Genomic DNA, 22,807 nt, shown 5'->3' with positions numbered 1-22,807 from the left:
GCCTACTGTATTACAGAACGGCTTTCTCTACAACGCGAACCAGCGTCCAGGACTTAGTCTTGGACAGCGGACGGCATTCGCGGATTTCAACCACGTCACCAGTACCGCATTCGTTGTTCTCGTCATGTACGTGCAGTTTGGTCGTACGCTTAATGAATTTACCGTAGATCGGGTGTTTCACAAAACGTTCGATAGCAACAACGATGGATTTCTCCATTTTATCGCTAACAACGCGACCTTGCAGAGTACGGATTTTATCGGTCATTACGCACCCGCCTTCTCAGTCAGTAAAGTCTTAACGCGTGCGACGTCACGACGCACTTGCTTCAACAGGTGAGACTGTTGCAGCTGGCCACTTGCAGCCTGCATACGCAGGTTGAACTGCTCACGCAGCAGATTCAGCAGCTCGGTGTTCAGCTCTTCAACACTCTTCTCACGCAGCTCTTTTGCTTTCATTACATCACCGTCTTAGTTACAAAGGTGGTTTTAATCGGCAGTTTCGCTGCTGCCAGCTTGAATGCTTCACGGGCCAGCTCTTCCGGTACGCCGTCCATTTCATACAGGACTTTACCCGGCTGAATCAAGGCAACCCAATACTCCACGTTACCTTTACCTTTACCCATACGCACTGCCAGCGGCTTTTCAGTGATCGGTTTGTCCGGGAATACACGGATCCAGATCTTACCTTGACGCTTAACTGCACGGGTCATAGCACGACGTGCTGCTTCGATCTGACGGGCAGTCAGACGACCACGGCCAACAGCTTTCAGACCGAAGCTGCCGAAGCTAACATCCGCGCCAGCAGCCAGACCGCGGTTACGGCCTTTGTGCATTTTACGGAATTTTGTACGCTTTGGTTGTAACATCAGCGACGCTCCTTATTTACGGCCTTTACGCTGCTGCTTTTTAGGTTGCGCAGCCGGTTTTTCCGGTTGTTCAACAGCAGCCATACCACCCAGGATCTCGCCTTTGAAGATCCACACTTTAACGCCGATTACACCGTAAGTGGTGTGCGCTTCAGAGGTGTTGTAGTCGATGTCAGCACGCAGAGTGTGCAGAGGTACGCGACCTTCGCGGTACCATTCGGTACGTGCGATTTCCGCGCCGCCCAGACGGCCGCTAACTTCAACTTTGATACCTTTAGCGCCCAGACGCATTGCGTTCTGTACAGCACGCTTCATAGCACGACGGAACATAACGCGACGTTCCAGCTGAGAAGTGATGCTGTCAGCAACCAATTTTGCGTCCAGTTCAGGCTTACGCACTTCGGCGATATTGATCTGAGCAGGAACGCCAGCAATATCCGCTACGACTTTGCGCAGTTTTTCTACGTCTTCGCCTTTCTTACCGATAACGATACCCGGGCGAGCGGTGTGAATGGTCACACGGATGCTCTTAGCCGGACGCTCGATAACGATACGAGATACAGACGCTTTAGCCAGTTCCTTAGTCAGGTACTGACGTACTTTAAAATCGCTGTCCAGGTTGTCAGCGAATTCTTTGGTGTTCGCAAACCAGGTTGAGTTCCATGGTTTTACAATACCCAGGCGAATACCATTAGGATGTACTTTCTGACCCATTGCTAGTCTCCAGAGTCTCAGCGATCGGACACAACCACAGTAATGTGGCTGGTGCGCTTCAGGATGCGATCTGCACGACCTTTTGCACGCGGCATAATGCGCTTCATGCTCGGGCCTTCGTCTACGAAAATTTTCGTAACTTTCAGATCGTCAATGTCAGCGCCATCGTTGTGTTCAGCGTTAGCAATGGCAGATTCTAGGACTTTCTTAACCAATACAGCCGCTTTCTTATTGGTGTAGGTCAGAATATCCAGAGCCTGCGACACTTTCTTACCGCGAATCAGGTCTGCAACAAGGCGAACCTTCTGAGCAGAAGAACGAGCATGGCGATGTTGAGCTAAAGTTTCCATCTCTTCCTCCTACCTTATTTCTTCTTCGCTTTTTTATCAGCAGCGTGGCCGCGATAAGTACGAGTCGGTGCGAATTCACCCAGTTTGTGACCGACCATTTCGTCGGAAACAAATACCGGAACGTGCTGACGACCATTATGGACAGCGATGGTCAAACCGATCATGTTAGGAAAGATCGTTGAACGACGGGACCAAGTGCGCAGGGGCTTCTTGTCTCCGCTTTCCACCGCTTTCTCTACCTTCTTCAGCAAGTGCAGGTCAATAAAAGGACCTTTCTTGAGAGAACGTGGCATGGCTTATCCTCTAAAATTATTTGCTACGGCGACGTACGATGAATTTATCAGTACGCTTGTTGCTGCGGGTCTTCTTACCTTTGGTCTGAACGCCCCACGGAGTTACCGGGTGCTTACCAAAGTTACGACCTTCACCACCACCATGTGGGTGATCGACTGGGTTCATCGCAGTACCGCGAACGGTAGGACGAACACCACGCCAGCGTGCAGCACCTGCTTTACCCAGAACGCGCAGCATATGCTCAGCATTGCCAACTTCGCCCAGAGTCGCACGGCAATCTGCTTCGACTTTACGCATTTCACCAGAACGCAGACGCAGGGTGACATAAGCACCATCACGAGCAACGATCTGAACGTAAGTACCAGCGGAACGTGCCAGCTGACCGCCTTTACCTGGTTTCATTTCTACGTTATGAACGGTAGAACCAACCGGGATATTGCGCATCGGCAGGGTGTTACCTGCTTTGATTGCAGCATCAACGCCAGATTGAATCTGGTCGCCAGCTTTCAGGCCTTTAGGGGCCAGAATGTAACGGCGTTCACCGTCTTTGTACAGAACCAGCGCGATGTTCGCGGAGCGGTTCGGATCGTACTCAAGACGTTCAACAACTGCCGGGATACCGTCTTTGTTGCGTTTGAAGTCAACAATACGATAAGCCTGCTTGTGACCACCACCGATGTGACGAGTGGTGATGCGGCCATTGTTGTTACGACCACCGGATTTGCTGTTTTTTTCAACCAGCGGAGCAAAAGGTTTGCCCTTGTGCAGCTCTGGGTTGACCACTTTAACAACGTGGCGACGACCCGGAGATGTCGGTTTACATTTAACAACTGCCATTGTATTACTCCTCCGACTTACTCAGCGCCGCCGACGAAGTCCAGATTCTGGCCTTCCTTCAGGGTGACGTAAGCTTTTTTCCAGTCGCTACGACGACCGATACGCTGTCCGTGACGTTTAACTTTCCCTTTAACTACCAGGGTGTTAACGACTTCGACTTCGACTTCAAACAGTTTCTGCACAGCAGCTTTGATTTCTGCTTTAGTCGCGTCTTTAGCAACTTTGAGAACGATGGTGTTAGTTTTTTCCATCGCAGTAGACGCTTTTTCAGAAACGTGCGGTGCGCGCAGCACTTTCAGCAGACGTTCTTCACGAATCATGCCAGCATCTCCTCAACTTGCTTAACAGCATCAGCAGTCATTACGACTTTGTCGAAGGCGATCAGGCTAACCGGGTCGATACCCGTTGCATCGCGAACGTCAACCTTGTGCAGGTTACGTGCTGCGAGGAACAGATTTTCGTCCAGCTCACCGGTGATGATCAGCACATCTTCCAGAGCCATGTCTTTCAGTTTCTGTGCCAGCAGCTTAGTTTTAGGCGCTTCAACAGAGAATGATTCGACAACGATCAGACGATCCTGACGTACCAGTTCGGACAGAATGCTTTTCAGCGCGCCGCGGTACATCTTTTTGTTAACTTTTTGACTGTGGTCCTGTGGACGAGCAGCGAAGGTCACGCCACCTGAACGCCAGATCGGGCTCTTGATAGAACCTGAACGCGCACGGCCGGTACCTTTCTGGCGCCACGGCTTTTTGCCTGAACCAGTTACTTCAGCACGAGTCTTCTGAGCACGAGTACCCTGACGAGCACCAGCTGCATAAGCAACAACAACCTGGTGAACCAGCGCTTCGTTGAAATCACGACCGAAGGTAGTTTCGGAAACAGTCAGCGCGCTCTGCGCGTCTTTCAATACTAATTCCATTGCTATCCCCTTACGCCTTCACAGCTGGTTTAACGATCAGGTCGCAACCGGTCGCACCCGGAACACCACCTTTAACCAGCAGCAGGTTGCGCTCAGCGTCAACACGTACTACGTCCAGGCTCTGAACGGTTACACGTTCGTTGCCCAGCTGACCTGCCATTTTCTTGCCTTTGAACACTTTGCCCGGAGTCTGGTTCTGACCGATAGAACCCGGAACGCGGTGAGACAAGGAGTTACCGTGAGTAGCGTCCTGGGTACGGAAGTTCCAGCGCTTAACGGTACCAGCGAAACCTTTACCTTTAGAGGTACCGGTTACGTCAACTTTTTTAACGTCAGCAAACAGTTCAACGCTAATGTTCTGACCAACGGTGTATTCTTCACCATCTGCCAGACGGAACTCCCACAGGCCACGGCCAGCTTCTACGCCAGCTTTAGCAAAGTGGCCAGCTTCCGGCTTAGTTACGCGGTTAGCTTTTTTAGCACCGGTGGTAACCTGAACAGCGCGATAGCCATCGTTAGCCAGATCTTTAACCTGAGTAACGCGGTTTGCTTCAACTTCGATAACGGTTACTGGGATAGATACGCCATCTTCAGTGAAGATGCGGGTCATACCCACTTTTTTACCGACTAAACCAATCATTGTATCAACCTCTCAATCGCTCGATGACCTGATTAACCCAGGCTGATCTGCACGTCTACACCGGCAGCCAGGTCCAGACGCATCAGAGCATCAACGGTTTTTTCAGTTGGCTCAACGATGTCAACCAGACGCTTGTGAGTACGAATCTCGTACTGATCACGCGCGTCTTTGTTAACGTGCGGGGAGATCAGAACGGTGAAACGCTCTTTGCGGGTCGGCAGCGGGATCGGACCACGAACCTGCGCACCAGTGCGCTTGGCAGTCTCGACGATTTCCGCGGTTGATTGATCGATCAGACGATGATCAAACGCTTTCAAACGGATACGGATTCTTTGGTTCTGCATGAGACCAGAGCTCCAATTATTTTATAGACGAAATAGTTACTCCTCAAACCCATTACGATTGATGGGAGAGTGTAACCGTTCTTACAGAGTTCCCCAATTGGGAACATTGTCAGATAGTCAAATCGACTATCAGTGGTCCTGATTGAACCAGCCGTCAATTAAGACAAGCCCGCGCATTATACGTAAATCTCAGCCTGACGCAAGTGCCGTGTAGAAATTAATCACTCTTACGCAGATGCGAGTGCTGTTCCACTCTGATTGTATTCACTTTCACGCGGCGAAAATTCTCTGGAAAGACGTCAGCAAAATGGATATTCGGGCATTGTGCAGCTAGCGCGACTTGCCTGAGAGTTACATCTTTCTCGCACCGGATTGAGACATGAATACTGAACTTCCCTTTTTGCTGATTTATATCTCTCTATCCGGACTGCTTGGGGTTCAGGATTTGCGTACTGGGCTATTGCCCGACAAATTCACCTGCCCTCTTCTCTGGAGTGGTCTTCTTTTTCATCAATGTTGCAACCCCACACAGTTGTCTGATGCACTTTGGGGTGCCATTGCAGGGTATGGTGTATTTTCTCTCTTCTATTGGGGATACCGCCTGGCATGGCACCAGGAAGGATTAGGCTATGGGGACGTAAAATTTCTCGCCGCACTTGGCGCGTGGCATCGATGGGACTCATTACCTCTGTTGATCTTACTTGCCGCCGGACTGGCTTGCTGCATAACAGGCGTAGCATTTATGACGCATGGAAAAAAGAAATTAAAAAACCCGCTGCCTTTTGGGCCATATCTGGCGGCTGCGGGTTTTGTTGTTGGCTGGCTAAATCTGATACAGGGAGGTTAGTCGCTGACCTTAATTTGCGATTGCAGATAGTTTTGCAATCCAAGTTTTCCAATCAGATCCAACTCCGTTTCGAGCCAATCAATATGCCCTTCTTCTTCAGTCAGGATCTCAATCATCATGTCCCGACTAACATAGTCATGAACGCTATCGGCATAAGCAATGGCTTCGCGTAAATCTTTCGCACCATCAAGCTCGAGTCGAAGATCGGATTGCAGCATCTCTTCAACATCTTCACCAATCCCCAACTTACCTAGATCTTGTAAGTTTGGAAGACCTTCTAAGAATAAAATACGCTCAATATATTTATCCGCGTGTTTCATCTCATCTATTGATTCATGGTACTCAACATCATTGAGGCGAGTCAGTCCCCAGTTTTTAAACATACGGGCATGGAGAAAATACTGGTTGATTGCGACAAGCTCATTTCCCAATAGTTTATTGAGATAATTTATGATTTTAACATCACCTTTCATTTTATAGTCCCTCCGCTTCCACTCTTAGAGCGTAGATGGGGCTACAGGGATGTCAAAAAAAAGAGTGTGACTTAGGCGATCTCTTTAAATTCTGGCATTTGAGTTAATTCATCCTGCATGACTTCACGCGCAGCACGAATGCACTTACCACATTGATTTCCAACAGGAATAAACTTACGTAATTGCTGAAAGGACTGAGGATGAAACTGGCGAACAGCCTGGCGAATTTTTTTATCACTTATCGCATTACACAAACAAACGTACATGATCGCTCCCGTTCAATTTCTGCGCAAAGTGTAAATGAGAATGGTTATGATTACAATAGCACAACGCTATTTACGCGATGGAAGAATGAACAAAAAATGCGAACAAATATGACAACGGTTAAATCACAGGTAGCAAAAAGGGCGCCTAAGCGCCCTTTTTAAGCTCAAAGCTAATTAAGCAATAATTAGCTCATTACTTTAGCAACAACGCCCGCGCCAACGGTACGGCCGCCTTCACGGATTGCGAAACGCAGACCGTCATCCATCGCGATCGGGTGGATCAGGGTAACAACCATTTTGATGTTGTCGCCCGGCATTACCATCTCTACGCCTTCCGGCAGTTCAATGGTACCTGTCACGTCAGTAGTACGGAAGTAGAACTGCGGACGGTAGCCTTTGAAGAACGGAGTATGACGGCCGCCTTCGTCTTTGGACAGAATGTACACTTCAGATTCGAACTTGGTGTGCGGCTTGATAGAGCCCGGCTTAGCCAGTACCTGACCACGTTCGATTTCTTCACGTTTGATACCACGCAGCAGAACACCAACGTTCTCACCAGCACGGCCTTCGTCCAGCAGTTTGCGGAACATTTCAACGCCAGTACAGGTAGACTTGGCAGTCTCTTTGATACCAACGATTTCAACTTCTTCACCAACTTTGATGATACCGCGCTCTACACGACCGGTAACAACGGTACCACGACCGGAGATGGAGAATACGTCTTCGATTGGCAGCAGGAACGGCTTATCGATAGCACGTTCTGGTTCCGGGATGTAAGAATCCAGGAAGCCAGCCAGTTCGATGATTTTCGCTTCCCACTCTGCTTCGCCTTCCAGCGCTTTCAGAGCAGAACCACGAACGATCGGCGTGTCATCGCCCGGGAAATCGTACTGAGACAGAAGTTCACGAACTTCCATTTCTACCAGTTCCAGCAGCTCTTCGTCATCAACCATGTCGCATTTGTTCAGGAACACGATGATGTACGGAACGCCTACCTGACGACCCAGCAGGATGTGCTCACGAGTCTGCGGCATCGGGCCGTCAGTCGCAGCAACAACCAGGATCGCGCCGTCCATCTGCGCAGCACCGGTGATCATGTTTTTAACATAGTCGGCGTGGCCCGGGCAGTCTACGTGCGCGTAGTGGCGAGTCGGGGTGTCATATTCAACGTGAGAAGTGTTGATGGTGATACCACGAGCTTTTTCTTCCGGAGCGTTATCGATCTGGTCGAAAGCACGAGCAGCACCGCCGTAGGTTTTAGCCAGTACGGTGGTGATTGCAGCGGTCAGGGTAGTTTTACCGTGGTCAACGTGGCCGATGGTGCCGACGTTAACGTGCGGTTTTGTACGTTCAAATTTTTCTTTAGACACGGCTATATTCCTTACTATAGTGCTCTCCCCTGTGGAGAGAGCACGGGACTTAGGTTTTAATCCTGTGGCTTATTTACCACGGGCTTCAATAACGGCCTGAGCAACGTTGTTCGGCGCATCGTCGTACTTCAGGAACTCCATGGAGTAAGAAGCACGGCCTTTGGTCAGAGAACGCAGTTGGGTTGCATATCCGAACATTTCAGACAGCGGAACTTCAGCGTGGATAACAACGCCAGTGACGTTGGATTCCTGACCACGAAGCATACCACGACGGCGGCTCAAGTCACCGATAACGTCACCAGTGTTCTCTTCCGGAGTCTCTACTTCAACCTTCATGATAGGTTCAAGCAGAACTGGTTTCGCTTTCTTAAAGCCATCTTTGAAGGCGATAGAAGCGGCCAGTTTAAACGCCAGCTCAGAGGAGTCAACGTCATGGTAAGAACCGAAGTGCAGACGCACGCCCAGATCAACAACCGGGTAACCAGCCAGCGGGCCAGATTTCAGCTGTTCCTGGATGCCTTTATCAACGGCCGGGATGTATTCGCCAGGAATTACACCACCTTTGATGTCGTTGATGAACTCGTAGCCTTTCGGGTTTGAACCCGGCTCCAGCGGGTACATGTCGATAACAACATGACCGTACTGACCGCGACCACCAGACTGCTTAGCGTGTTTACCTTCGATATCGGTAACTTTCGCACGAATCGCTTCGCGGTAAGCAACCTGAGGTTTACCGACGTTCGCTTCAACGTTGAACTCACGCTTCATACGGTCAACGATGATGTCGAGGTGCAGCTCACCCATACCGGCGATAATGGTCTGGTTAGATTCTTCGTCAGTCCATACACGGAAAGACGGGTCTTCTTTAGCCAGACGGCCCAGAGCCAGACCCATTTTTTCCTGGTCAGCTTTGGTTTTCGGTTCAACTGCGATGGAGATTACCGGTTCAGGGAATTCCATACGTTCCAGAATGATCGGGTGATCCGGGTCACACAGAGTGTCACCAGTGGTCACGTCTTTCAGACCGATTGCAGCCGCGATATCGCCCGCGCGAACTTCTTTGATCTCTTCACGTTTGTTGGCGTGCATCTGAACGATACGGCCAAAACGCTCACGTGCAGTTTTGACGGAGTTCAGGATGGTGTCACCGGAGTTAACCACACCAGAGTACACACGGAAGAAGGTCAGGTTACCCACGAACGGGTCGGTAGCGATTTTGAATGCCAGAGCAGCGAACGGCTCGTCATCGCTAGCATGACGCTCAGCAGGAGTATCTTTACCGTCGTCCAGAATACCGTTGATCGCAGGTACGTCGACTGGGGATGGCAGGTAATCAATTACCGCATCCAGCATCGCCTGAACACCTTTGTTCTTGAACGCAGAACCACAGGTTACCAGGATGATTTCATTGTTCAGAACACGCTGACGCAGAGCTTTTTTGATCTCTTCTTCAGTCAGTTCTTCACCACTCAGGTATTTCTCCATCAGCTCTTCTGAAGCTTCCGCAGCGGACTCGATCAGGTTCTGGTGCCATTCTTCAGCCAGTTCCTGCATGTCAGCCGGGATATCTTCATAAGTGAAGGTTACGCCTGCATCTTCTTCGTTCCAGTTGATGGCTTTCATTTTCACCAGGTCAACAACACCGGTGAACGCTTCTTCAGCGCCAATTGCCAGCTGCAGCGGAACAGGGTTCGCGCCCAGACGGGTTTTGATCTGACCAACAACTTTCAGGAAGTTCGCACCCATACGGTCCATTTTGTTAACGAACGCAATGCGCGGAACTTTATATTTGTTTGCCTGACGCCATACGGTTTCAGACTGAGGCTGAACACCACCAACTGCGCAGTAAACCATTACCGCACCATCAAGCACACGCATGGAACGTTCTACTTCGATTGTGAAGTCAACGTGCCCCGGGGTGTCGATGATGTTTACGCGATGCGGTTCGTACTGCTTAGCCATACCAGACCAGAATGCAGTAGTCGCTGCGGAGGTGATAGTAATACCACGCTCCTGCTCCTGCTCCATCCAGTCCATGGTGGCTGCGCCGTCATGAACTTCACCGATTTTATGGTTTACACCGGTGTAGAACAGAATACGTTCGGTAGTAGTGGTTTTACCGGCGTCGATGTGCGCACTGATACCGATGTTACGGTAGCGCGCGATGGGTGTTGTACGAGCCATTTGATTCCTCGTTTATCTTTTAGGCGTTCAATTTAAGTAGCCCAAAGCGGGCTGCTTACTAGAAGCGCCCGCCTGGTGACTAAAACTCCGAAGGGATTACCAACGGTAGTGTGCGAACGCCTTGTTGGCTTCTGCCATACGGTGAACGTCTTCACGTTTCTTAACTGCAGTACCTTTGTTTTCTGCAGCATCAGAAAGTTCGTTCGCCAGGCGCAGAGCCATGGATTTATCACCGCGTTTACGAGCAGCTTCAACGATCCAACGCATTGCCAGGGCATTACGACGGACCGGACGGACTTCAACTGGTACCTGATAAGTAGAACCACCAACGCGGCGAGACTTAACTTCGACAGTCGGGCGCACGTTTTCGAGAGCTACTTCGAAAGCTTCCAGTTCGTTTTTACCAGAACGCTGAGCCAGGGTCTCCAGCGCGCTGTATACGATAGTTTCGGCAGTAGATTTTTTACCATCTACCATCAGGATATTTACAAATTTAGCCAGCAGTTCTGATCCGAACTTCGGATCCGGCAGAATTTTACGCTGACCAATGACGCGACGACGTGGCATGGAAATACTCCGTTGTTAATTCAGGATTGTCCAAAACTCTAAGAGTTTAGTTTGACATTAATATAAAACGTTTGGCCTTACTTAACGGAGAACCATTAAGCCTTAGGACGTTTCACGCCATACTTGGAGCGTGATTGCTTACGGTCTTTAACGCCGGAGCAGTCAAGCGCACCACGAACGGTGTGGTAACGAACACCCGGGAGGTCTTTTACACGACCGCCACGGATCAGGATCACGGAGTGCTCCTGCAGGTTGTGACCTTCACCACCGATGTAGGAAGTCACTTCAAAACCGTTAGTCAGACGAACACGGCAAACTTTACGCAGTGCGGAGTTCGGTTTTTTAGGAGTGGTAGTATATACACGAGTACATACGCCACGTTTCTGCGGGCATGCTTCCAGCGCAGGCACGTTGCTTTTTGCAACTTTGCGTGCACGTGGTTTGCGTACCAGCTGGTTAACTGTTGCCATTAAATAGCTCCTGGTTTTAGCTTTTGCTTCGTAAACACGTAATAAAACGACCTCATACAATATGAGGACGCAGAATTTTAGGTCGGTGTCGAAAAGGTGTCAAGAAATATACAACGATCCCACAATTACCAGGTCATCTGGCTGAGATGCTTCACCGTAAGTCTGACGAAGTCAGTATAGCCAACCCTGACGACACTGTCTGAAATTTGACCACCCAACCCGCGAGCTTTAATGTCTTCTTCCAGTACATAGACCTTAATGGAGGCATTTTTCAGACTTTCAAGGAAACGACTGCCTTCTATTGCTGCAGTGACGCCATCCTGAAGCAGTAAAAGCTCGTCATCTTCAGCGATCAGACGCAGGAGGGAGGAGAAGTCGGTTAGCCACGCAGAGCGATGTAAAATATGCAGCATGAGAGCCTCAAAACCTCAAAATGACGTCATAGTTGCCAAGCTCACGCCGCAAATCTTCCGGTTCGAGCGCCGTCGCATCAACCACAAAATTCGCCCCCTCTGCCAGGCCTCGCTCACGCAATGAGGCCGCACAAAGCCAGCATTGTTCTATATCGTACAATCCTAACAGTTTGAAAGTAGCAATATAGTCTCGCGCCAGAACGACATCCGGCTGCTGACCCTGGAGGATTTGGAAAACGCCATCACCGATGAAAAATACGCCGAGATCATCCGTTAAAGCCGATGTCGCCAGTAAGGCATCTAACCCTTCGCGGCCGGATGCGCTACCGTGCGGCACAGTAGAAAAAACAAAGGCAACTCGTTTCATTAAAACTGCACCACGCGATCGCACGTCAGGGATGCTTCAGCCAGCGATCCAAGACCGCTGAGAGTAAATCCTGATTGTAAATTAGCACCAGACAACCCTAGCCGTGTTGCCTCAGTCTCATCAACAACACCACGCCGCAAGGCTGCCGCAACGCAGATATTCAGCGCCACGCCATGCTGTTGGTGAAGCTTTTGCCAGGCTCGTACTAAATCAAATTCATCACTGGCGGGCGATGTCAGAACGTTCGCGTTATACACGCCCTCACGATAAAAGAAGACGCTACACAACTCGTGTCCTTCTTCGAGTAGCGCATGCGCAAATTGTAATGCGCTACTCGCTTGCTGTGTGCCGTAGGCGGGCCCGGTTACCATGATGGCAAAACGCATTACTTATCTTGCCCCTGGAAATCACCGCTTTTGAACTGGCGAATATAGAGGTAGACCGTGTGCTTAGAGATGTTCAGACGATCGGCGACCTGATTGATCGCATCTTTAATATCGAAGATCCCTTTCTCATACAGGTTCAGGACAATCTGACGATTCTTGGCATTGTTGGAGACATTACGATCGGCGTTCACTTCTTCAATGGTGAACTCCAGCGTCTGCGTCACCAGATCTTCGACTGAGGACGCGAAGTTCACAGCTGATCCCACTTCCGGGGTCTCTGGCGGGATAAAGGTATTCATTATCTGCGAGAAAGGAACATCAAGGTTCATGTTGATGCACAGCAGACCAATCACGCGATGCTCACGGTTGCGAATAGCAATCGTCACCGACTTCATCAAGACACCGCTTTTCGCGCGTGTGAAATAACACTTCGACACGCTGCTATCCGCACCCGTCATATCATGCAGCATACGCAACGCAAGGTCGGTAATCGGCGAGCCAATTTTACGGCCCGTGTGTTCACCGTTAGCGATGCGAATGGCCGAGCATTTCAAATCCTGCAAAGAGTGCAATACGATTTCACAATGGGAACCAATGAGCATCGCCAACCCGTCCACTACCGCTTCATAGGATTTAAGGATATCGAAGTCGGTTTGATCGAAAGGACGTTGATCCAGTAAATCTAGCTCACTGGTTTCGTTGGTTAAAAGCGACCTGGACATGGAAAAAAGCACTCCTTTTCAGGAGCCTGTCGTTATGTTGTCAGGGCAGGCTCATCACTATTATAGGGGCATCTAAAGTAATACAGCGCACAAGGCGCTTTCCAGTATTAATTATATCCTGTCGATAATAAAAAACCGCCGCCCTGTGGGCGGCGGTTTCTGTTAGCTTATTTTTTGCTGCTGTCTGCAGCTTTATCTGCCGGCGCAGCATCTGGCTGCGCGTCAGCTTTCGGTGCCGGTTTGATATCTAACAGTTCAACATCAAAGACCAGCGTAGAGTTGGCCGGAATGCCCGGAACGCCGGTTTTGCCGTAAGCCAGATCCGGTGGGATAACCAGCTGGATTTTGCCGCCTTTCTTGATGTTTTTCAGGCCCTCAGTCCAGCCCGGGATTACACCGTCAAGACGGAAAGAGAGCGGCTCACCACGGGTGTAAGAGTTATCAAACTCTTTACCATCGATCAGCGTGCCTTTGTAGTTCACGACCACCGTATCGCTGTCTTTCGGAGCGGCACCGGTACCTTCTTTCTCCACTTTGTAGACCAGGCCAGTGGCAGAGGTTTTAACGCCTTTCTCTTTAGCAAATTTCTCGCGGTATACTTTACCTTTGGCTTCGTTGTCAGCCGCGTCTTTTTCCATTTTTGCCTGAGCGGAGCTCTTCACGCGCGCTTCAAATGCCTGCAGAGTTTGTTCGATTTCCTGGTCAGACAGTTTGCTCTTATCTGCAAACGCATCCTGAACACCCGCGATCAACTGATCTTTATCCAGTTTGATGCCCAGTTTTTCCTGTTCTTTCAGGGAGTTTTCCATATAACGACCCAGGGACGCGCCCAGCGCGTAAGCGGCTTTTTGGTCGTCATTTTTGAATGCTGCTTTGCTGTCAGCGGTAGCGGCTGGTTTCGCAGCATCAGCAGCGAAGGTGATCGGGGCATGCAGTGCAACGGCCATTGTGGTCGCCAGCAGCGTTACTTTAAACAGTGATTTCATCCATCTCTCCAGGGCCGGGGCATCTCACCCCAGGGTTAACTAACATAAAAATGTACTATAAAGCGTTGCAGAACAAATCAACATACAGGCACGCCCTATTATCACCACTTTTCAGACTCTTTTTGTTTAAATTAGTTTCGTGACCGAAGATTGTGTGCTGTGCAAACAGGCAAAGTTAAGTAGAATTCGCCGCAGTCCGCGATCTGCCGGAGAAAAACAGAAGAGGTGAATCATGCAGGATACTACGATGGAAACTCGCCTGGCTGAGCTGGAGAGTCGCCTGGCGTTTCAGGAAATAACCATTGAAGAGCTGAACGTAACCGTGACCGCGCATGAACTGGAAATGGCCAAACTGCGCGACCATCTGCGTCTGCTGACAGAAAAGCTCAAAGCCACTCAGCCGTCTCATATCGCGTCACAGTCTGAAGAGACCCCGCCGCCACATTATTGAGACGTAAAAAAAGCGGGATATTCCCGCTTTTTTTGTGCCCGATGACGACGTAAACGCCTTATCCGACCTACCGTAGGCCTGATAAGCGCAGCGCCATCAGGCAAACATACGGCTTAGTGGCAACCGCAGCCGCCGCCGTTACCTTTACCGCCACCGCCGCAGCAGCCTTCGCCGCCGTGCTCGTGACCATGGTCGTGACCGTGACCACCGCAGCAACCGTCATGACCGTGGTCATGATCGTGGTCGTGGCCGTGCGCACCGTGAACGTGGCCATGAGCCAGTTCTTCTTCGGTCGCTTCACGGATCGCGACAACTTCGACGTTGAATTTCAGATTCTGGCCAGCCAGCATGTGGTTACCGTCAACCACAACGTGGTCGTCTTCCACTTCGGTAATTTCTACCGGTACCGGCCCCTGGTCAGTTTCAGCCAGGAAACGCATGCCAACCTGCAGTTCGTCAACGCCCATGAAGACGTCTTTAGGAACGCGCTGCACCAGATTTTCATCATACTGACCGTAAGCGTCGTTTGCGCCTACAGCAACATCGAATTTATCGCCAACTTCATGACCGTCCAGCGCTGTTTCCAGGCCAGAGATCAGGGAACCGTGACCATGCAGGTAGTCCAGCGGTGCACTCACCGGAGACTCATCAACCAACACACCGTCTTCTGTACGTACCTGATAGGCCAGGCTGACCACCAGGTCCTTTGCTACTTTCATGATATCTCCTGAGCGTGGAAAGAATAGTGGCGCAGATTGTAGCGGAATTCTGCACCTGTGTACCCTCTAGCTTAAAAAAAGCTGCGGCATATCGCTAGTCCGGATGAAAAATCCCGATCACTTGCTCTTCTTTGCGAACGTGCTCGCGCGCCTCTTTATCGGCCTCACGCATCTGATGACCGCACTTAACACACTCAACAATATCGATATTATTTTCACGCCACATCGCCAGCGAATCCTGCGCCTGGCAGGACGGACATTTTGCACCTGCAATAAAACGTTTACGAATTGCCATGGTTATCCTCTACTCAAATTCATCCCAGCCATCCAACTGGCGCCGTTCATTCTGCATCTCCCGCTGAAAAATCTCCTCCAGCTCACGGCGGGCCTCTCTGGCTCGAGAGATTTGCACCGTATCGGTGTGCATCGGGATCAATTCCCGTAGCATGTGCATATCGAGTCGACGAAAATGCAACTGGGCACGCTGCGCCTGATGCGGATGCATCCCCAACGACACCAGCGCTTTGCGCCCCAGTTCCAGTGCGCTCGAGAAGGTTTCACGGGAAAACTGCGTGACACCGGCCTGTAATAGCTCATGCGCCTCTACACGTCCGCGCGCACGCGCAAGAATATGCAAATGCGGAAAATGTTGTTGGCACAATTCCACCAGCTTCATCGTGTCTTCAGGTTCATTGCAGGTGATCACAATAGACTGCGCCGCCTCTGCGCCAGCGGAACGTAAAAGCTCCACCTGCGTGGCGTCACCGTAATAGACTTTATAGCCATATTTACGCATCAGATTCACCGCACTGATATCCCGCTCCAGGACGGTAATACGCATTTTATTGGCCATCAACAGGCGTCCAATAACCTGACCGAACCGCCCGAAGCCCACCACAATCACCTGCGGTTTATCATCTTCCACCCAGGGTTTTTCATCTTCTTCTTCCGGACCGTTAAACTGGTGGGAGAGCCATTTATCAATCAGCTTCATCAGCAGTGGCGTGGTCATCATCGACAACGTGACAGTCACCAGCAAAAGTGCCATTTGATCGCCCTGAAACAACCGCTGGGAAGATGCTGTTGAAAACAGCACGAAGGCAAATTCTCCGCCCTGGCTTAGCACCCCCGCAAATTGCATCCGCTCCGAGCTTCTCATGCCGTTCAGCCGCGCCAGTACATACAGCACCAGCGTCTTCACAATGACCAGTACTATCACGCTCGCCACTACCCACAAAATATGGGTATAAAGCACGCCAAGGTTAAGTGACATCCCCACCGAGATGAAAAATAACCCGAGCAAAAGCCCTTTAAAGGGATCAATCGCCGTTTCCAGTTCATGTCGATATTCGCTTTCTGCCAGCAGCACGCCCGCAATAAACGTTCCCAGCGCCATCGACAGGCCCAGCGCATCCATGAATAACGCAGAGCCCAATACCAGTAGCAATGTGGCCGCAGTAAACACTTCCCGCACGCCGGACCCCGCAATAAAGCGAAATACAGGACGCAGCAGATAGCGTCCGCCAATCAACATGCCAGCAAAAGCCAACACTTTCATGCCCACTTTGATCCAGTCAAAATGTTCATCGGCTGATCCTGCTAACAGCGGAACCAGCGCCAACGCAGGGATCACCGCCAAATCCTGGAACAACAGCACCGAAAAGCCCAGTTGTCCGGATTCGCTGCGGTTCATCCCCTTTTCCCGCATCAGCTGTAACGCCATTGCCGTCGATGACATCGCCAAACCAATCCCACCGACTACCGCCGCCTGCCAGGAAAAGTCAGTGAGCATCAATAACCCTGCCAGGACAAGCGCGCTAAGTAACACCTGCGCGGCACCGACACCAAAAATTGAACGCCGCAATTGCCATAGTTTGGCCGGGTTAAGTTCCAGCCCAATGATGAACATCAGGAAGACCACGCCCAGCTCGGAGAAATGCAGAATTTCATCCACGTCACTGATGAATCCAAGTCCCCATGGGCCAATCGCGATCCCCGCCAGCAAATAACCCAACACCGGTCCAATACCCAGCCGCGATGCCAACGGCACCGCAGCCACCGCCGCGAAAAGGAATAGCACTCCCGCAGTCAATAAATCAGAACCTTCCATCAGCGGCCTCCCACTGGAATCGGATTCGCCAGCCAGTCACCATACGCTTTCGCATGGCTGTCCAGCGCCTGCTTCGTTTGCCGTCTGGCCCAGTAAACGATGATGGGGCTCATCCAGTGCATCCGGCACATTCCTGCCGTCAGCTCAAAAGGACGTAGCACATCACTCATCGGATAGCGGTTCAGCGCGTCATACCGATACGCACTTTCCGGTTCACCAGTGGTGATCACACTCCGCCAATACTTTCCCGCCAGTTGGTTCCCCCCGGGGCCACTGGCAAACCCACGGCTCAGTACGCGGTCAAGCCACTCCTTTAGCAGGGCCGGGCAGCTATAGGTATAGAGCGGATGCTGAAAAACAATCACGTCATGCTCACGCAGCAGTTCCTGCTCGTGAGAAATATCGATAAAAAAATCGGGATAGTGCGCGTAAAGATCGTGCACGGTAACATTACTGAGCTGCATGGCCGGTTTAAGCAGAACCCGGTTCGCGACCGAGTCCTGAGATTCCGGATGGGCATACAGCAGCAACACTTTCGCTGGCTGGGACATCATCCCCCTCCCGGTTTTGTCTTTTGTCTATTTTCGGCGTTTTGGGCTACCATTGCGCCTCGGTGCGGCAAACGGCCCACACATTACATTATCATAATGATAAATTAACATAGTCTGAACATACGGCGCCTTATGATTGTTTTCTCATCGTTACAAATTCGTCGCGGCGTGCGCGTCTTGCTGGACAATGCCACGGCCACCATTAATCCAGGGCAGAAGGTTGGCCTGGTGGGTAAAAATGGCTGCGGTAAATCTACCCTGCTGGCATTGCTGAAAAATGAAATCAGCGCTGACGCCGGCGGATTTACGTTCCCGGGAAACTGGCAACTCGCATGGGTGAATCAGGAAACACCTGCGTTACCACAGCCTGCGCTGGAATACGTGATTGATGGCGACCGCGAATATCGCCAACTGGAAGCCCAGCTAAACGATGCCAACGAACGTAACGATGGGCACGCCATTGCCACCGTACACGGAAAGCTGGACGCCATAGACGCCTGGACCATTCGCTCACGCGCGGCCAGCCTGCTGCACGGTCTCGGTTTCTCTAACGAGCAGCTCGAACGCCCGGTCAGCGATTTCTCTGGTGGCTGGCGTATGCGTCTCAACCTGGCCCAGGCGCTGATTTGCCGTTCAGATTTGCTACTGCTTGATGAACCAACCAACCACCTCGATCTCGATGCGGTAATCTGGCTGGAAAGATGGTTGAAAAGCTATCAGGGCACGCTGATTTTGATTTCCCACGACCGGGATTTCCTCGACCCGGTGGTGGATAAAATTATCCATATCGAACAACAAACCATGTTCGAGTACACCGGCAACTACAGCGCGTTTGAAATCCAGCGTGCAACCCGCCTCGCGCAGCAACAGGCCATGTACGAAAGCCAGCAGGAGCGTGTGGCGCATCTGCAAAGCTATATCGATCGTTTCCGCGCTAAAGCAACGAAAGCAAAGCAGGCGCAGAGCCGTATCAAAATGCTGGAACGCATGGAGCTGATTGCCCCAGCGCACGTGGATAACCCGTTCCACTTTAGCTTCCGTGAGCCGGAAAGCCTGCCAAACCCGCTGTTGAAGATGGAAAAAGTCAGCGCTGGCTACGGCGATCGCGTCATTCTCGATTCGATCAAACTGAATCTGGTGCCGGGATCCCGCATCGGCCTGCTCGGTCGTAACGGTGCGGGTAAATCAACGTTGATCAAGCTGCTGGCTGGCGAACTGGCTCCCATCAGCGGCGAGATTGGTCTGGCGAAGGGCATCAAACTGGGTTACTTCGCACAGCACCAGTTGGAATTTTTGCGCGCTGATGAATCCCCCATTCAGCACCTGGCACGAATGGCGCCACAAGAGCTCGAACAGAAACTGCGTGATTACCTCGGTGGATTCGGCTTCGAGGGCGATAAAGTCAGCGAAGAAACCCGCCGCTTCTCCGGTGGCGAAAAAGCACGTCTGGTGCTGGCGCTGATCGTCTGGCAACGCCCGAACCTGCTGCTGCTCGATGAACCGACCAACCACCTGGATTTGGATATGCGCCAGGCGCTGACCGAAGCGCTGATCGATTTCGAAGGCGCACTGGTCGTGGTTTCGCACGACCGTCACCTGATTCGCTCCACCACCGACGACCTCTATCTGGTGCACGACAAGAAAGTCGAGCCGTTTGACGGCGATTTGGAGGATTATCAGCAGTGGCTGAGCGATGTGCAAAAACAGGAAAGCCAGGGCGACGAACCGGCGAAAGAGAGCGTTAACAGCGCCCAGGCGCGTAAAGACCAGAAGCGTCGTGAAGCTGAACTGCGCACCCTGACGCAACCGCTGCGTAAAGAGATCACTCGTCTGGAAAAAGAGATGGAGAAATTGCACGCACAGCTGGCGCAGGCGGAAGAGAAACTTGGCGACAGCGAACTGTACGATCAAAACCGCAAGGCCGAACTCACGGCGTGTTTGCAGCAACAGGCAAGCGCGAAGTCCGGGCTGGAAGAGTGTGAAATGGCCTGGCTGGACGCGCAGGAACAGCTTGAGCAGATGCTGGCCGAATAAGCACAAAATCACATATTGGCTAACCCGCACGCGCTGCGCGCGGTATAGTTATTCTTTCCGATTATTAATTGCTCTGGTGTTATGGTTGAAATCACGTCCACAGAAATGACCCCACCTATCGGCGATTCGCGAGATTTCCGCCCAATGCGCGGTATCAGTAACCGCCATCTGCAGACGATGCTGCCGCGTTTAATTCGCCGCAAGGTGAAGTTCAATGCCCACTGGCAGCGTCTGGAATTGCCTGACGGTGACTTTGTCGATCTGGCGTGGAGTGAAGATCCGCAACAGGCGAAACACAAGCCACGTCTGGTGGTTTTTCACGGTCTGGAAGGCAGTCTGAACAGCCCCTACGCCCACGGACTGATTGAGGCGGCGCAAAAGCGCGGCTGGCTGGGTGTGGTGATGCATTTCCGTGGCTGTAGCGGCGAACCCAATCGTCTGAACCGTATTTATCACTCCGGTGAAACAGAAGACGGCACCTGGTTTTTAAACTGGCTGGAGCGTGAGTTCGGTCGTGTACCCACCGCTGCAGTAGGTTATTCGCTCGGTGGAAACATGCTGGCCTGCCTGCTGGCAAAAGAAGGGAACACGATCCCCATTGATGCGGCAGTTATCGTCTCTGCACCGTTTGTGCTGGAAGCCTGTAGTTATCACATGGAGAAAGGTTTCTCCCGCGTCTACCAGCGCTACCTGCTCAATCTGCTGAAAGCCAACGCCTCACGGAAACTGGAAGCCTACCCGGGGTCGCTGCCGGTGAGCCTCGCGCAATTAAAATCCCTGCGCCGTATTCGCGATTTCGACGATTTGATCACAGCTAAAATCCACGGTTTTGCTGACGCTATAGATTACTATCGTCAGTGCAGCGCCATGCCACTGTTGAATCGGATCGCCAAACCGACGCTGATTATCCATGCCAAAGACGATCCGTTTATGGATAGTCATGTCATCCCGCAACCCGAGAATCTGCCCCCGCAGGTGGAGTATCAACTCACCGAGCACGGTGGACACGTCGGATTTATTGGCGGCACGTTACGTCGCCCTGAGATGTGGCTGGAATCCCGTATTCCCGACTGGCTGACAACATATCTGGAGGCATCATCATGATGATTCCCTGGCAAGACATCTCCCCGGACGCGCTGGACAACCTGATTGAAAGCTTTGTCTTGCGCGAAGGCACCGATTATGGTGAACATGAACGCTCGCTCGAACAAAAAGTCGCCGACGTCAGACGCCAGTTACAATCTGGCGAAGCCATCCTGGTATGGTCAGAACTGCATGAAACGGTCAACATTATGCCGCGGAAACAGTTTCGCGAATAATCGGTTGTCGACGGCTGACTATAATAAAAAACCAACCTGTTTATGGAGTTGTTATGTCTGCCAAACATCCGGTGATTGCGGTAACAGGATCCAGCGGCGCGGGGACCACCACCACCAGCCTCGCGTTTCGTAAAATTTTCGCACAGTTAAATCTGCGCGCCGCCGAGGTGGAAGGTGACAGTTTTCACCGCTATACCCGTCCGGAGATGGACATGGCGATTCGCAAAGCACGCGATGCCGGGCGGCATATCAGCTACTTCGGCCCCGAAGCTAACGACTTCGGTCTGCTGGAGCAAACCTTCATTGAATACGGCCAGACGGGCAAAGGTCAGTCGCGTAAATACCTGCACACCTATGATGAGGCCGTACCGTGGAATCAGGTTCCGGGGACATTCACGCCCTGGCAGCCGCTGCCTGAACCGACGGATGTCCTGTTCTATGAGGGACTTCACGGCGGCGTAGTAACCCCGCAACAAAATGTGGCGCGGCATGTCGATCTGCTGGTTGGCGTGGTGCCGATCGTCAACCTGGAGTGGATCCAGAAGCTGACCCGCGATACCAGCGAGCGTGGACACTCGCGCGAAGCGGTGATGGATTCGGTGGTGCGCTCAATGGACGATTACATCAATTACATCACGCCACAGTTTTCCCGTACGCATATCAACTTCCAGCGCGTACCGACCGTCGACACCTCTAATCCCTTTGCCGCCAAGAGCATTCCGTCACTCGATGAAAGCTTTGTCGTGATTCATTTTCGTAATCTGGAAGGGATCGACTTCCCGTGGCTACTGGCGATGCTGCAGGGCTCATTCATTTCGCATATCAATACGTTGGTCGTACCGGGCGGAAAAATGGGTCTGGCGATGGAATTGATTATGCTGCCGCTGGTCCAGCGACTGATGGAAGGCAAAAAGATAGAGTGATATGTGGAAAGCGCCCGATGGCGCTTCGCTTATCGGGCCTACGACTCAACATCACCCTGTAGGCCGGATAAGGCAACGCCGCCATCCGGCATCAGCAATTACGCGGCAACCACTTCATAGGAATGGGTGATATTCACCGCCTTTTCCAGCATCAGCGCCACGGAGCAATATTTTTCCGCCGAAAGATCTACCGCACGCGCGACGGAAGCATCTTTCAGGTCGCGACCCGTTACGATGAAATGCAGGTTAATGTGGGTAAACAGACGCGGCGCTTCTTCACGACGCTCAGAGGTGAGCTTCACTTCGCAGTTGGTGACATCCTGACGACCCTTTTGCAGGATCGACACCACATCAATGGCGCTACACCCCCCTGCCGCCATTAACACCATCTCCATCGGACTCGGCGCTTTATCACCAGAGTTACCGTCCATCAAAATTTGGTGGCCTGAGGCGGACTCACCGAGGAAGGTTAGCCCCTCAACCCACTTTACACGCGCTTGCATATTTCGTAACTCCAATGTTTCAATTTTCCTGACAGATTACGCGTACATAACAATTCTCGCAACGGAAGGCGACCTGCGTCATGCTGAAGCGAGACACCAGGAGACACACGGCGAAAGCTATGCTAAAACAGTCAGGATGCTACAGTAATACATTGACGCATTGCATGTATGCAGAGGAC

Annotated in this window: 33 protein-coding genes; 6 read left to right on the top strand and 27 right to left on the bottom strand. The window is 51.6% G+C overall.

From position 1 onward, the window contains the following. Positions 1-10: 10 nt before the first annotated feature. Genes rpsQ through rpsJ form a run of 11 tightly spaced genes read right to left on the bottom strand, consistent with a single transcriptional unit; the run spans position 11 to position 4,967 of the window. The gene (gene rpsQ / locus IB196_RS01975) at positions 11-265 is read right to left on the bottom strand and encodes a 30S ribosomal protein S17 (RefSeq protein WP_003031120.1); all 255 of its coding nucleotides are present in this window, start codon (positions 263-265) and stop codon (positions 11-13) included. After that, positions 265-456, bottom strand: coding sequence for a 50S ribosomal protein L29 (gene rpmC, locus IB196_RS01970; RefSeq protein ID WP_000644742.1), 192 nt, complete (start codon positions 454-456; stop codon positions 265-267). Before rpmC ends, rpsQ begins: the two co-directional genes overlap by 1 nt. Then, entirely contained in the window at positions 456-866 is a 411-nt protein-coding gene (rplP, locus tag IB196_RS01965; protein ID WP_000941208.1) for a 50S ribosomal protein L16, read from the bottom strand. The genes rpmC and rplP overlap by 1 nt, the downstream gene beginning before the upstream one ends. 12 nt (positions 867-878) lie before the next feature. Then, positions 879-1,580, bottom strand: a complete 702-nt coding sequence (gene rpsC, locus IB196_RS01960) for a 30S ribosomal protein S3 (RefSeq protein ID WP_000529945.1) — start codon at positions 1,578-1,580, stop codon at positions 879-881. 17 nt (positions 1,581-1,597) lie between these two features. Then, positions 1,598-1,930, bottom strand: a complete 333-nt coding sequence (rplV, locus tag IB196_RS01955; protein ID WP_000448832.1) for a 50S ribosomal protein L22 — start codon at positions 1,928-1,930, stop codon at positions 1,598-1,600. Between the two features lie 14 nt (positions 1,931-1,944). Then, the gene (gene rpsS, locus IB196_RS01950; protein ID WP_001138115.1) at positions 1,945-2,223 is read right to left on the bottom strand and encodes a 30S ribosomal protein S19; all 279 of its coding nucleotides are present in this window, start codon (positions 2,221-2,223) and stop codon (positions 1,945-1,947) included. A gap of 16 nt (positions 2,224-2,239) precedes the next feature. After that, a complete protein-coding gene (gene rplB, locus IB196_RS01945; protein WP_000301869.1) occupies positions 2,240-3,061 on the bottom strand; it encodes a 50S ribosomal protein L2 in 822 nt (273 codons plus the stop codon). Positions 3,062-3,078: 17 nt separating this feature from the next. Continuing rightward, a complete protein-coding gene (rplW, locus tag IB196_RS01940) occupies positions 3,079-3,381 on the bottom strand; it encodes a 50S ribosomal protein L23 (RefSeq protein WP_000617546.1) in 303 nt (100 codons plus the stop codon). Then, entirely contained in the window at positions 3,378-3,983 is a 606-nt protein-coding gene (gene rplD, locus IB196_RS01935; RefSeq protein ID WP_003031119.1) for a 50S ribosomal protein L4, read from the bottom strand. The genes rplW and rplD overlap by 4 nt, the downstream gene beginning before the upstream one ends. A gap of 10 nt (positions 3,984-3,993) precedes the next feature. After that, positions 3,994-4,623 (bottom strand): 50S ribosomal protein L3, encoded by a 630-nt coding sequence (gene rplC / locus IB196_RS01930; RefSeq protein ID WP_003031117.1) that lies wholly within the window; start codon positions 4,621-4,623, stop codon positions 3,994-3,996. 32 nt (positions 4,624-4,655) lie between these two features. Further along, the gene (gene rpsJ, locus IB196_RS01925; RefSeq protein ID WP_001181005.1) at positions 4,656-4,967 is read right to left on the bottom strand and encodes a 30S ribosomal protein S10; all 312 of its coding nucleotides are present in this window, start codon (positions 4,965-4,967) and stop codon (positions 4,656-4,658) included. Positions 4,968-5,346: 379 nt separating this feature from the next. On the opposite strand from rpsJ, the gene IB196_RS01920 reads away from it, so the two are divergent. Next, positions 5,347-5,814, top strand: coding sequence for an A24 family peptidase (locus IB196_RS01920; protein WP_040232012.1), 468 nt, complete (start codon positions 5,347-5,349; stop codon positions 5,812-5,814). On the opposite strand, the gene bfr is transcribed toward IB196_RS01920, so the two are convergent. The 11 genes from bfr to fkpA all read right to left on the bottom strand — a co-directional run bounded on the left by bfr (position 5,811) and on the right by fkpA (position 14,018). Continuing rightward, positions 5,811-6,287, bottom strand: a complete 477-nt coding sequence (bfr, locus tag IB196_RS01915) for a bacterioferritin (protein WP_040232010.1) — start codon at positions 6,285-6,287, stop codon at positions 5,811-5,813. The genes IB196_RS01920 and bfr overlap by 4 nt on opposite strands. Before the next feature lie 71 nt (positions 6,288-6,358). Beyond that, the gene (gene bfd / locus IB196_RS01910; protein WP_003031111.1) at positions 6,359-6,553 is read right to left on the bottom strand and encodes a bacterioferritin-associated ferredoxin; all 195 of its coding nucleotides are present in this window, start codon (positions 6,551-6,553) and stop codon (positions 6,359-6,361) included. Between the two features lie 185 nt (positions 6,554-6,738). Further along, complete coding sequence (gene tuf / locus IB196_RS01905) at positions 6,739-7,923, bottom strand: elongation factor Tu (RefSeq protein ID WP_003031109.1); 1,185 nt, start codon at positions 7,921-7,923, stop codon at positions 6,739-6,741. A 69-nt stretch (positions 7,924-7,992) separates the two neighbouring features. Further along, positions 7,993-10,107 carry an elongation factor G gene (gene fusA / locus IB196_RS01900; RefSeq protein WP_188232021.1) on the bottom strand — a complete coding sequence of 705 codons (2,115 nt, stop codon included), beginning with the start codon at positions 10,105-10,107 and terminating at the stop codon, positions 7,993-7,995. Positions 10,108-10,203: 96 nt separating this feature from the next. Continuing rightward, positions 10,204-10,674 carry a 30S ribosomal protein S7 gene (rpsG, locus tag IB196_RS01895; RefSeq protein ID WP_003023657.1) on the bottom strand — a complete coding sequence of 157 codons (471 nt, stop codon included), beginning with the start codon at positions 10,672-10,674 and terminating at the stop codon, positions 10,204-10,206. 95 nt (positions 10,675-10,769) lie between these two features. Beyond that, positions 10,770-11,144 carry a 30S ribosomal protein S12 gene (gene rpsL / locus IB196_RS01890; RefSeq protein WP_003023654.1) on the bottom strand — a complete coding sequence of 125 codons (375 nt, stop codon included), beginning with the start codon at positions 11,142-11,144 and terminating at the stop codon, positions 10,770-10,772. A 125-nt stretch (positions 11,145-11,269) separates the two neighbouring features. Beyond that, positions 11,270-11,557 carry a sulfurtransferase complex subunit TusB gene (gene tusB / locus IB196_RS01885; RefSeq protein ID WP_005121679.1) on the bottom strand — a complete coding sequence of 96 codons (288 nt, stop codon included), beginning with the start codon at positions 11,555-11,557 and terminating at the stop codon, positions 11,270-11,272. 7 nt (positions 11,558-11,564) lie between these two features. Beyond that, positions 11,565-11,924, bottom strand: a complete 360-nt coding sequence (gene tusC / locus IB196_RS01880) for a sulfurtransferase complex subunit TusC (RefSeq protein ID WP_005121678.1) — start codon at positions 11,922-11,924, stop codon at positions 11,565-11,567. Then, the gene (gene tusD / locus IB196_RS01875; protein ID WP_005121677.1) at positions 11,924-12,310 is read right to left on the bottom strand and encodes a sulfurtransferase complex subunit TusD; all 387 of its coding nucleotides are present in this window, start codon (positions 12,308-12,310) and stop codon (positions 11,924-11,926) included. The genes tusC and tusD overlap by 1 nt, the downstream gene beginning before the upstream one ends. Beyond that, complete coding sequence (locus IB196_RS01870; protein ID WP_003023643.1) at positions 12,310-13,032, bottom strand: transcriptional regulator; 723 nt, start codon at positions 13,030-13,032, stop codon at positions 12,310-12,312. Before IB196_RS01870 ends, tusD begins: the two co-directional genes overlap by 1 nt. Before the next feature lie 167 nt (positions 13,033-13,199). After that, the gene (fkpA, locus tag IB196_RS01865; protein ID WP_003023641.1) at positions 13,200-14,018 is read right to left on the bottom strand and encodes an FKBP-type peptidyl-prolyl cis-trans isomerase; all 819 of its coding nucleotides are present in this window, start codon (positions 14,016-14,018) and stop codon (positions 13,200-13,202) included. Between the two features lie 232 nt (positions 14,019-14,250). Here fkpA and IB196_RS01860 point away from each other — a divergent pair, with 232 nt between their 5' ends. Then, positions 14,251-14,469 (top strand): protein SlyX, encoded by a 219-nt coding sequence (locus IB196_RS01860; RefSeq protein WP_003023639.1) that lies wholly within the window; start codon positions 14,251-14,253, stop codon positions 14,467-14,469. A 113-nt stretch (positions 14,470-14,582) separates the two neighbouring features. Here the strand turns inward: IB196_RS01860 and slyD are convergent, their stop codons facing one another. From slyD to kefG, 4 genes are all read right to left on the bottom strand, one after another. Next, the gene (gene slyD / locus IB196_RS01855) at positions 14,583-15,188 is read right to left on the bottom strand and encodes a peptidylprolyl isomerase (protein WP_003023634.1); all 606 of its coding nucleotides are present in this window, start codon (positions 15,186-15,188) and stop codon (positions 14,583-14,585) included. Between the two features lie 94 nt (positions 15,189-15,282). Next, on the bottom strand, positions 15,283-15,483 hold the full coding sequence (locus IB196_RS01850) for a YheV family putative zinc ribbon protein (RefSeq protein WP_005121675.1): 201 nt from the start codon (positions 15,481-15,483) through the stop codon (positions 15,283-15,285). A gap of 9 nt (positions 15,484-15,492) precedes the next feature. After that, positions 15,493-17,298 carry a glutathione-regulated potassium-efflux system protein KefB gene (gene kefB / locus IB196_RS01845; protein WP_040231766.1) on the bottom strand — a complete coding sequence of 602 codons (1,806 nt, stop codon included), beginning with the start codon at positions 17,296-17,298 and terminating at the stop codon, positions 15,493-15,495. Further along, complete coding sequence (gene kefG / locus IB196_RS01840) at positions 17,298-17,849, bottom strand: glutathione-regulated potassium-efflux system ancillary protein KefG (RefSeq protein ID WP_005121673.1); 552 nt, start codon at positions 17,847-17,849, stop codon at positions 17,298-17,300. The genes kefB and kefG overlap by 1 nt, the downstream gene beginning before the upstream one ends. Positions 17,850-17,981: 132 nt before the next feature. Here kefG and IB196_RS01835 point away from each other — a divergent pair, with 132 nt between their 5' ends. The 4 genes from IB196_RS01835 (at position 17,982) to IB196_RS01820 (ending at position 22,125) form a co-directional block, all read left to right on the top strand. Further along, positions 17,982-19,883 (top strand): ABC transporter ATP-binding protein, encoded by a 1,902-nt coding sequence (locus tag IB196_RS01835; RefSeq protein ID WP_188232020.1) that lies wholly within the window; start codon positions 17,982-17,984, stop codon positions 19,881-19,883. 81 nt (positions 19,884-19,964) lie between these two features. After that, entirely contained in the window at positions 19,965-20,987 is a 1,023-nt protein-coding gene (locus IB196_RS01830; RefSeq protein ID WP_040231765.1) for a hydrolase, read from the top strand. Next, positions 20,984-21,202: a YheU family protein gene (locus IB196_RS01825; protein ID WP_040231763.1), complete on the top strand. Its 219-nt coding sequence runs from the start codon at positions 20,984-20,986 to the stop codon at positions 21,200-21,202. The genes IB196_RS01830 and IB196_RS01825 overlap by 4 nt, the downstream gene beginning before the upstream one ends. Positions 21,203-21,255: 53 nt before the next feature. Continuing rightward, positions 21,256-22,125 (top strand): phosphoribulokinase, encoded by an 870-nt coding sequence (locus IB196_RS01820; RefSeq protein WP_003827751.1) that lies wholly within the window; start codon positions 21,256-21,258, stop codon positions 22,123-22,125. Positions 22,126-22,223: 98 nt separating this feature from the next. Here the strand turns inward: IB196_RS01820 and IB196_RS01815 are convergent, their stop codons facing one another. After that, positions 22,224-22,628, bottom strand: coding sequence for an OsmC family protein (locus IB196_RS01815; protein ID WP_040231761.1), 405 nt, complete (start codon positions 22,626-22,628; stop codon positions 22,224-22,226). Between the last annotated feature and the right edge of the window lie 179 nt (positions 22,629-22,807).

Source organism: Citrobacter sp. C6_1, from assembly GCF_014596835.2.
In the GTDB taxonomy this organism is placed as follows: Bacteria; Pseudomonadota; Gammaproteobacteria; order Enterobacterales; family Enterobacteriaceae; genus Citrobacter; species Citrobacter pasteurii.
The sequence above is the reverse complement of the archived record's forward strand: the minus strand, read 5'-3'. Positions and strand labels throughout refer to the sequence as shown.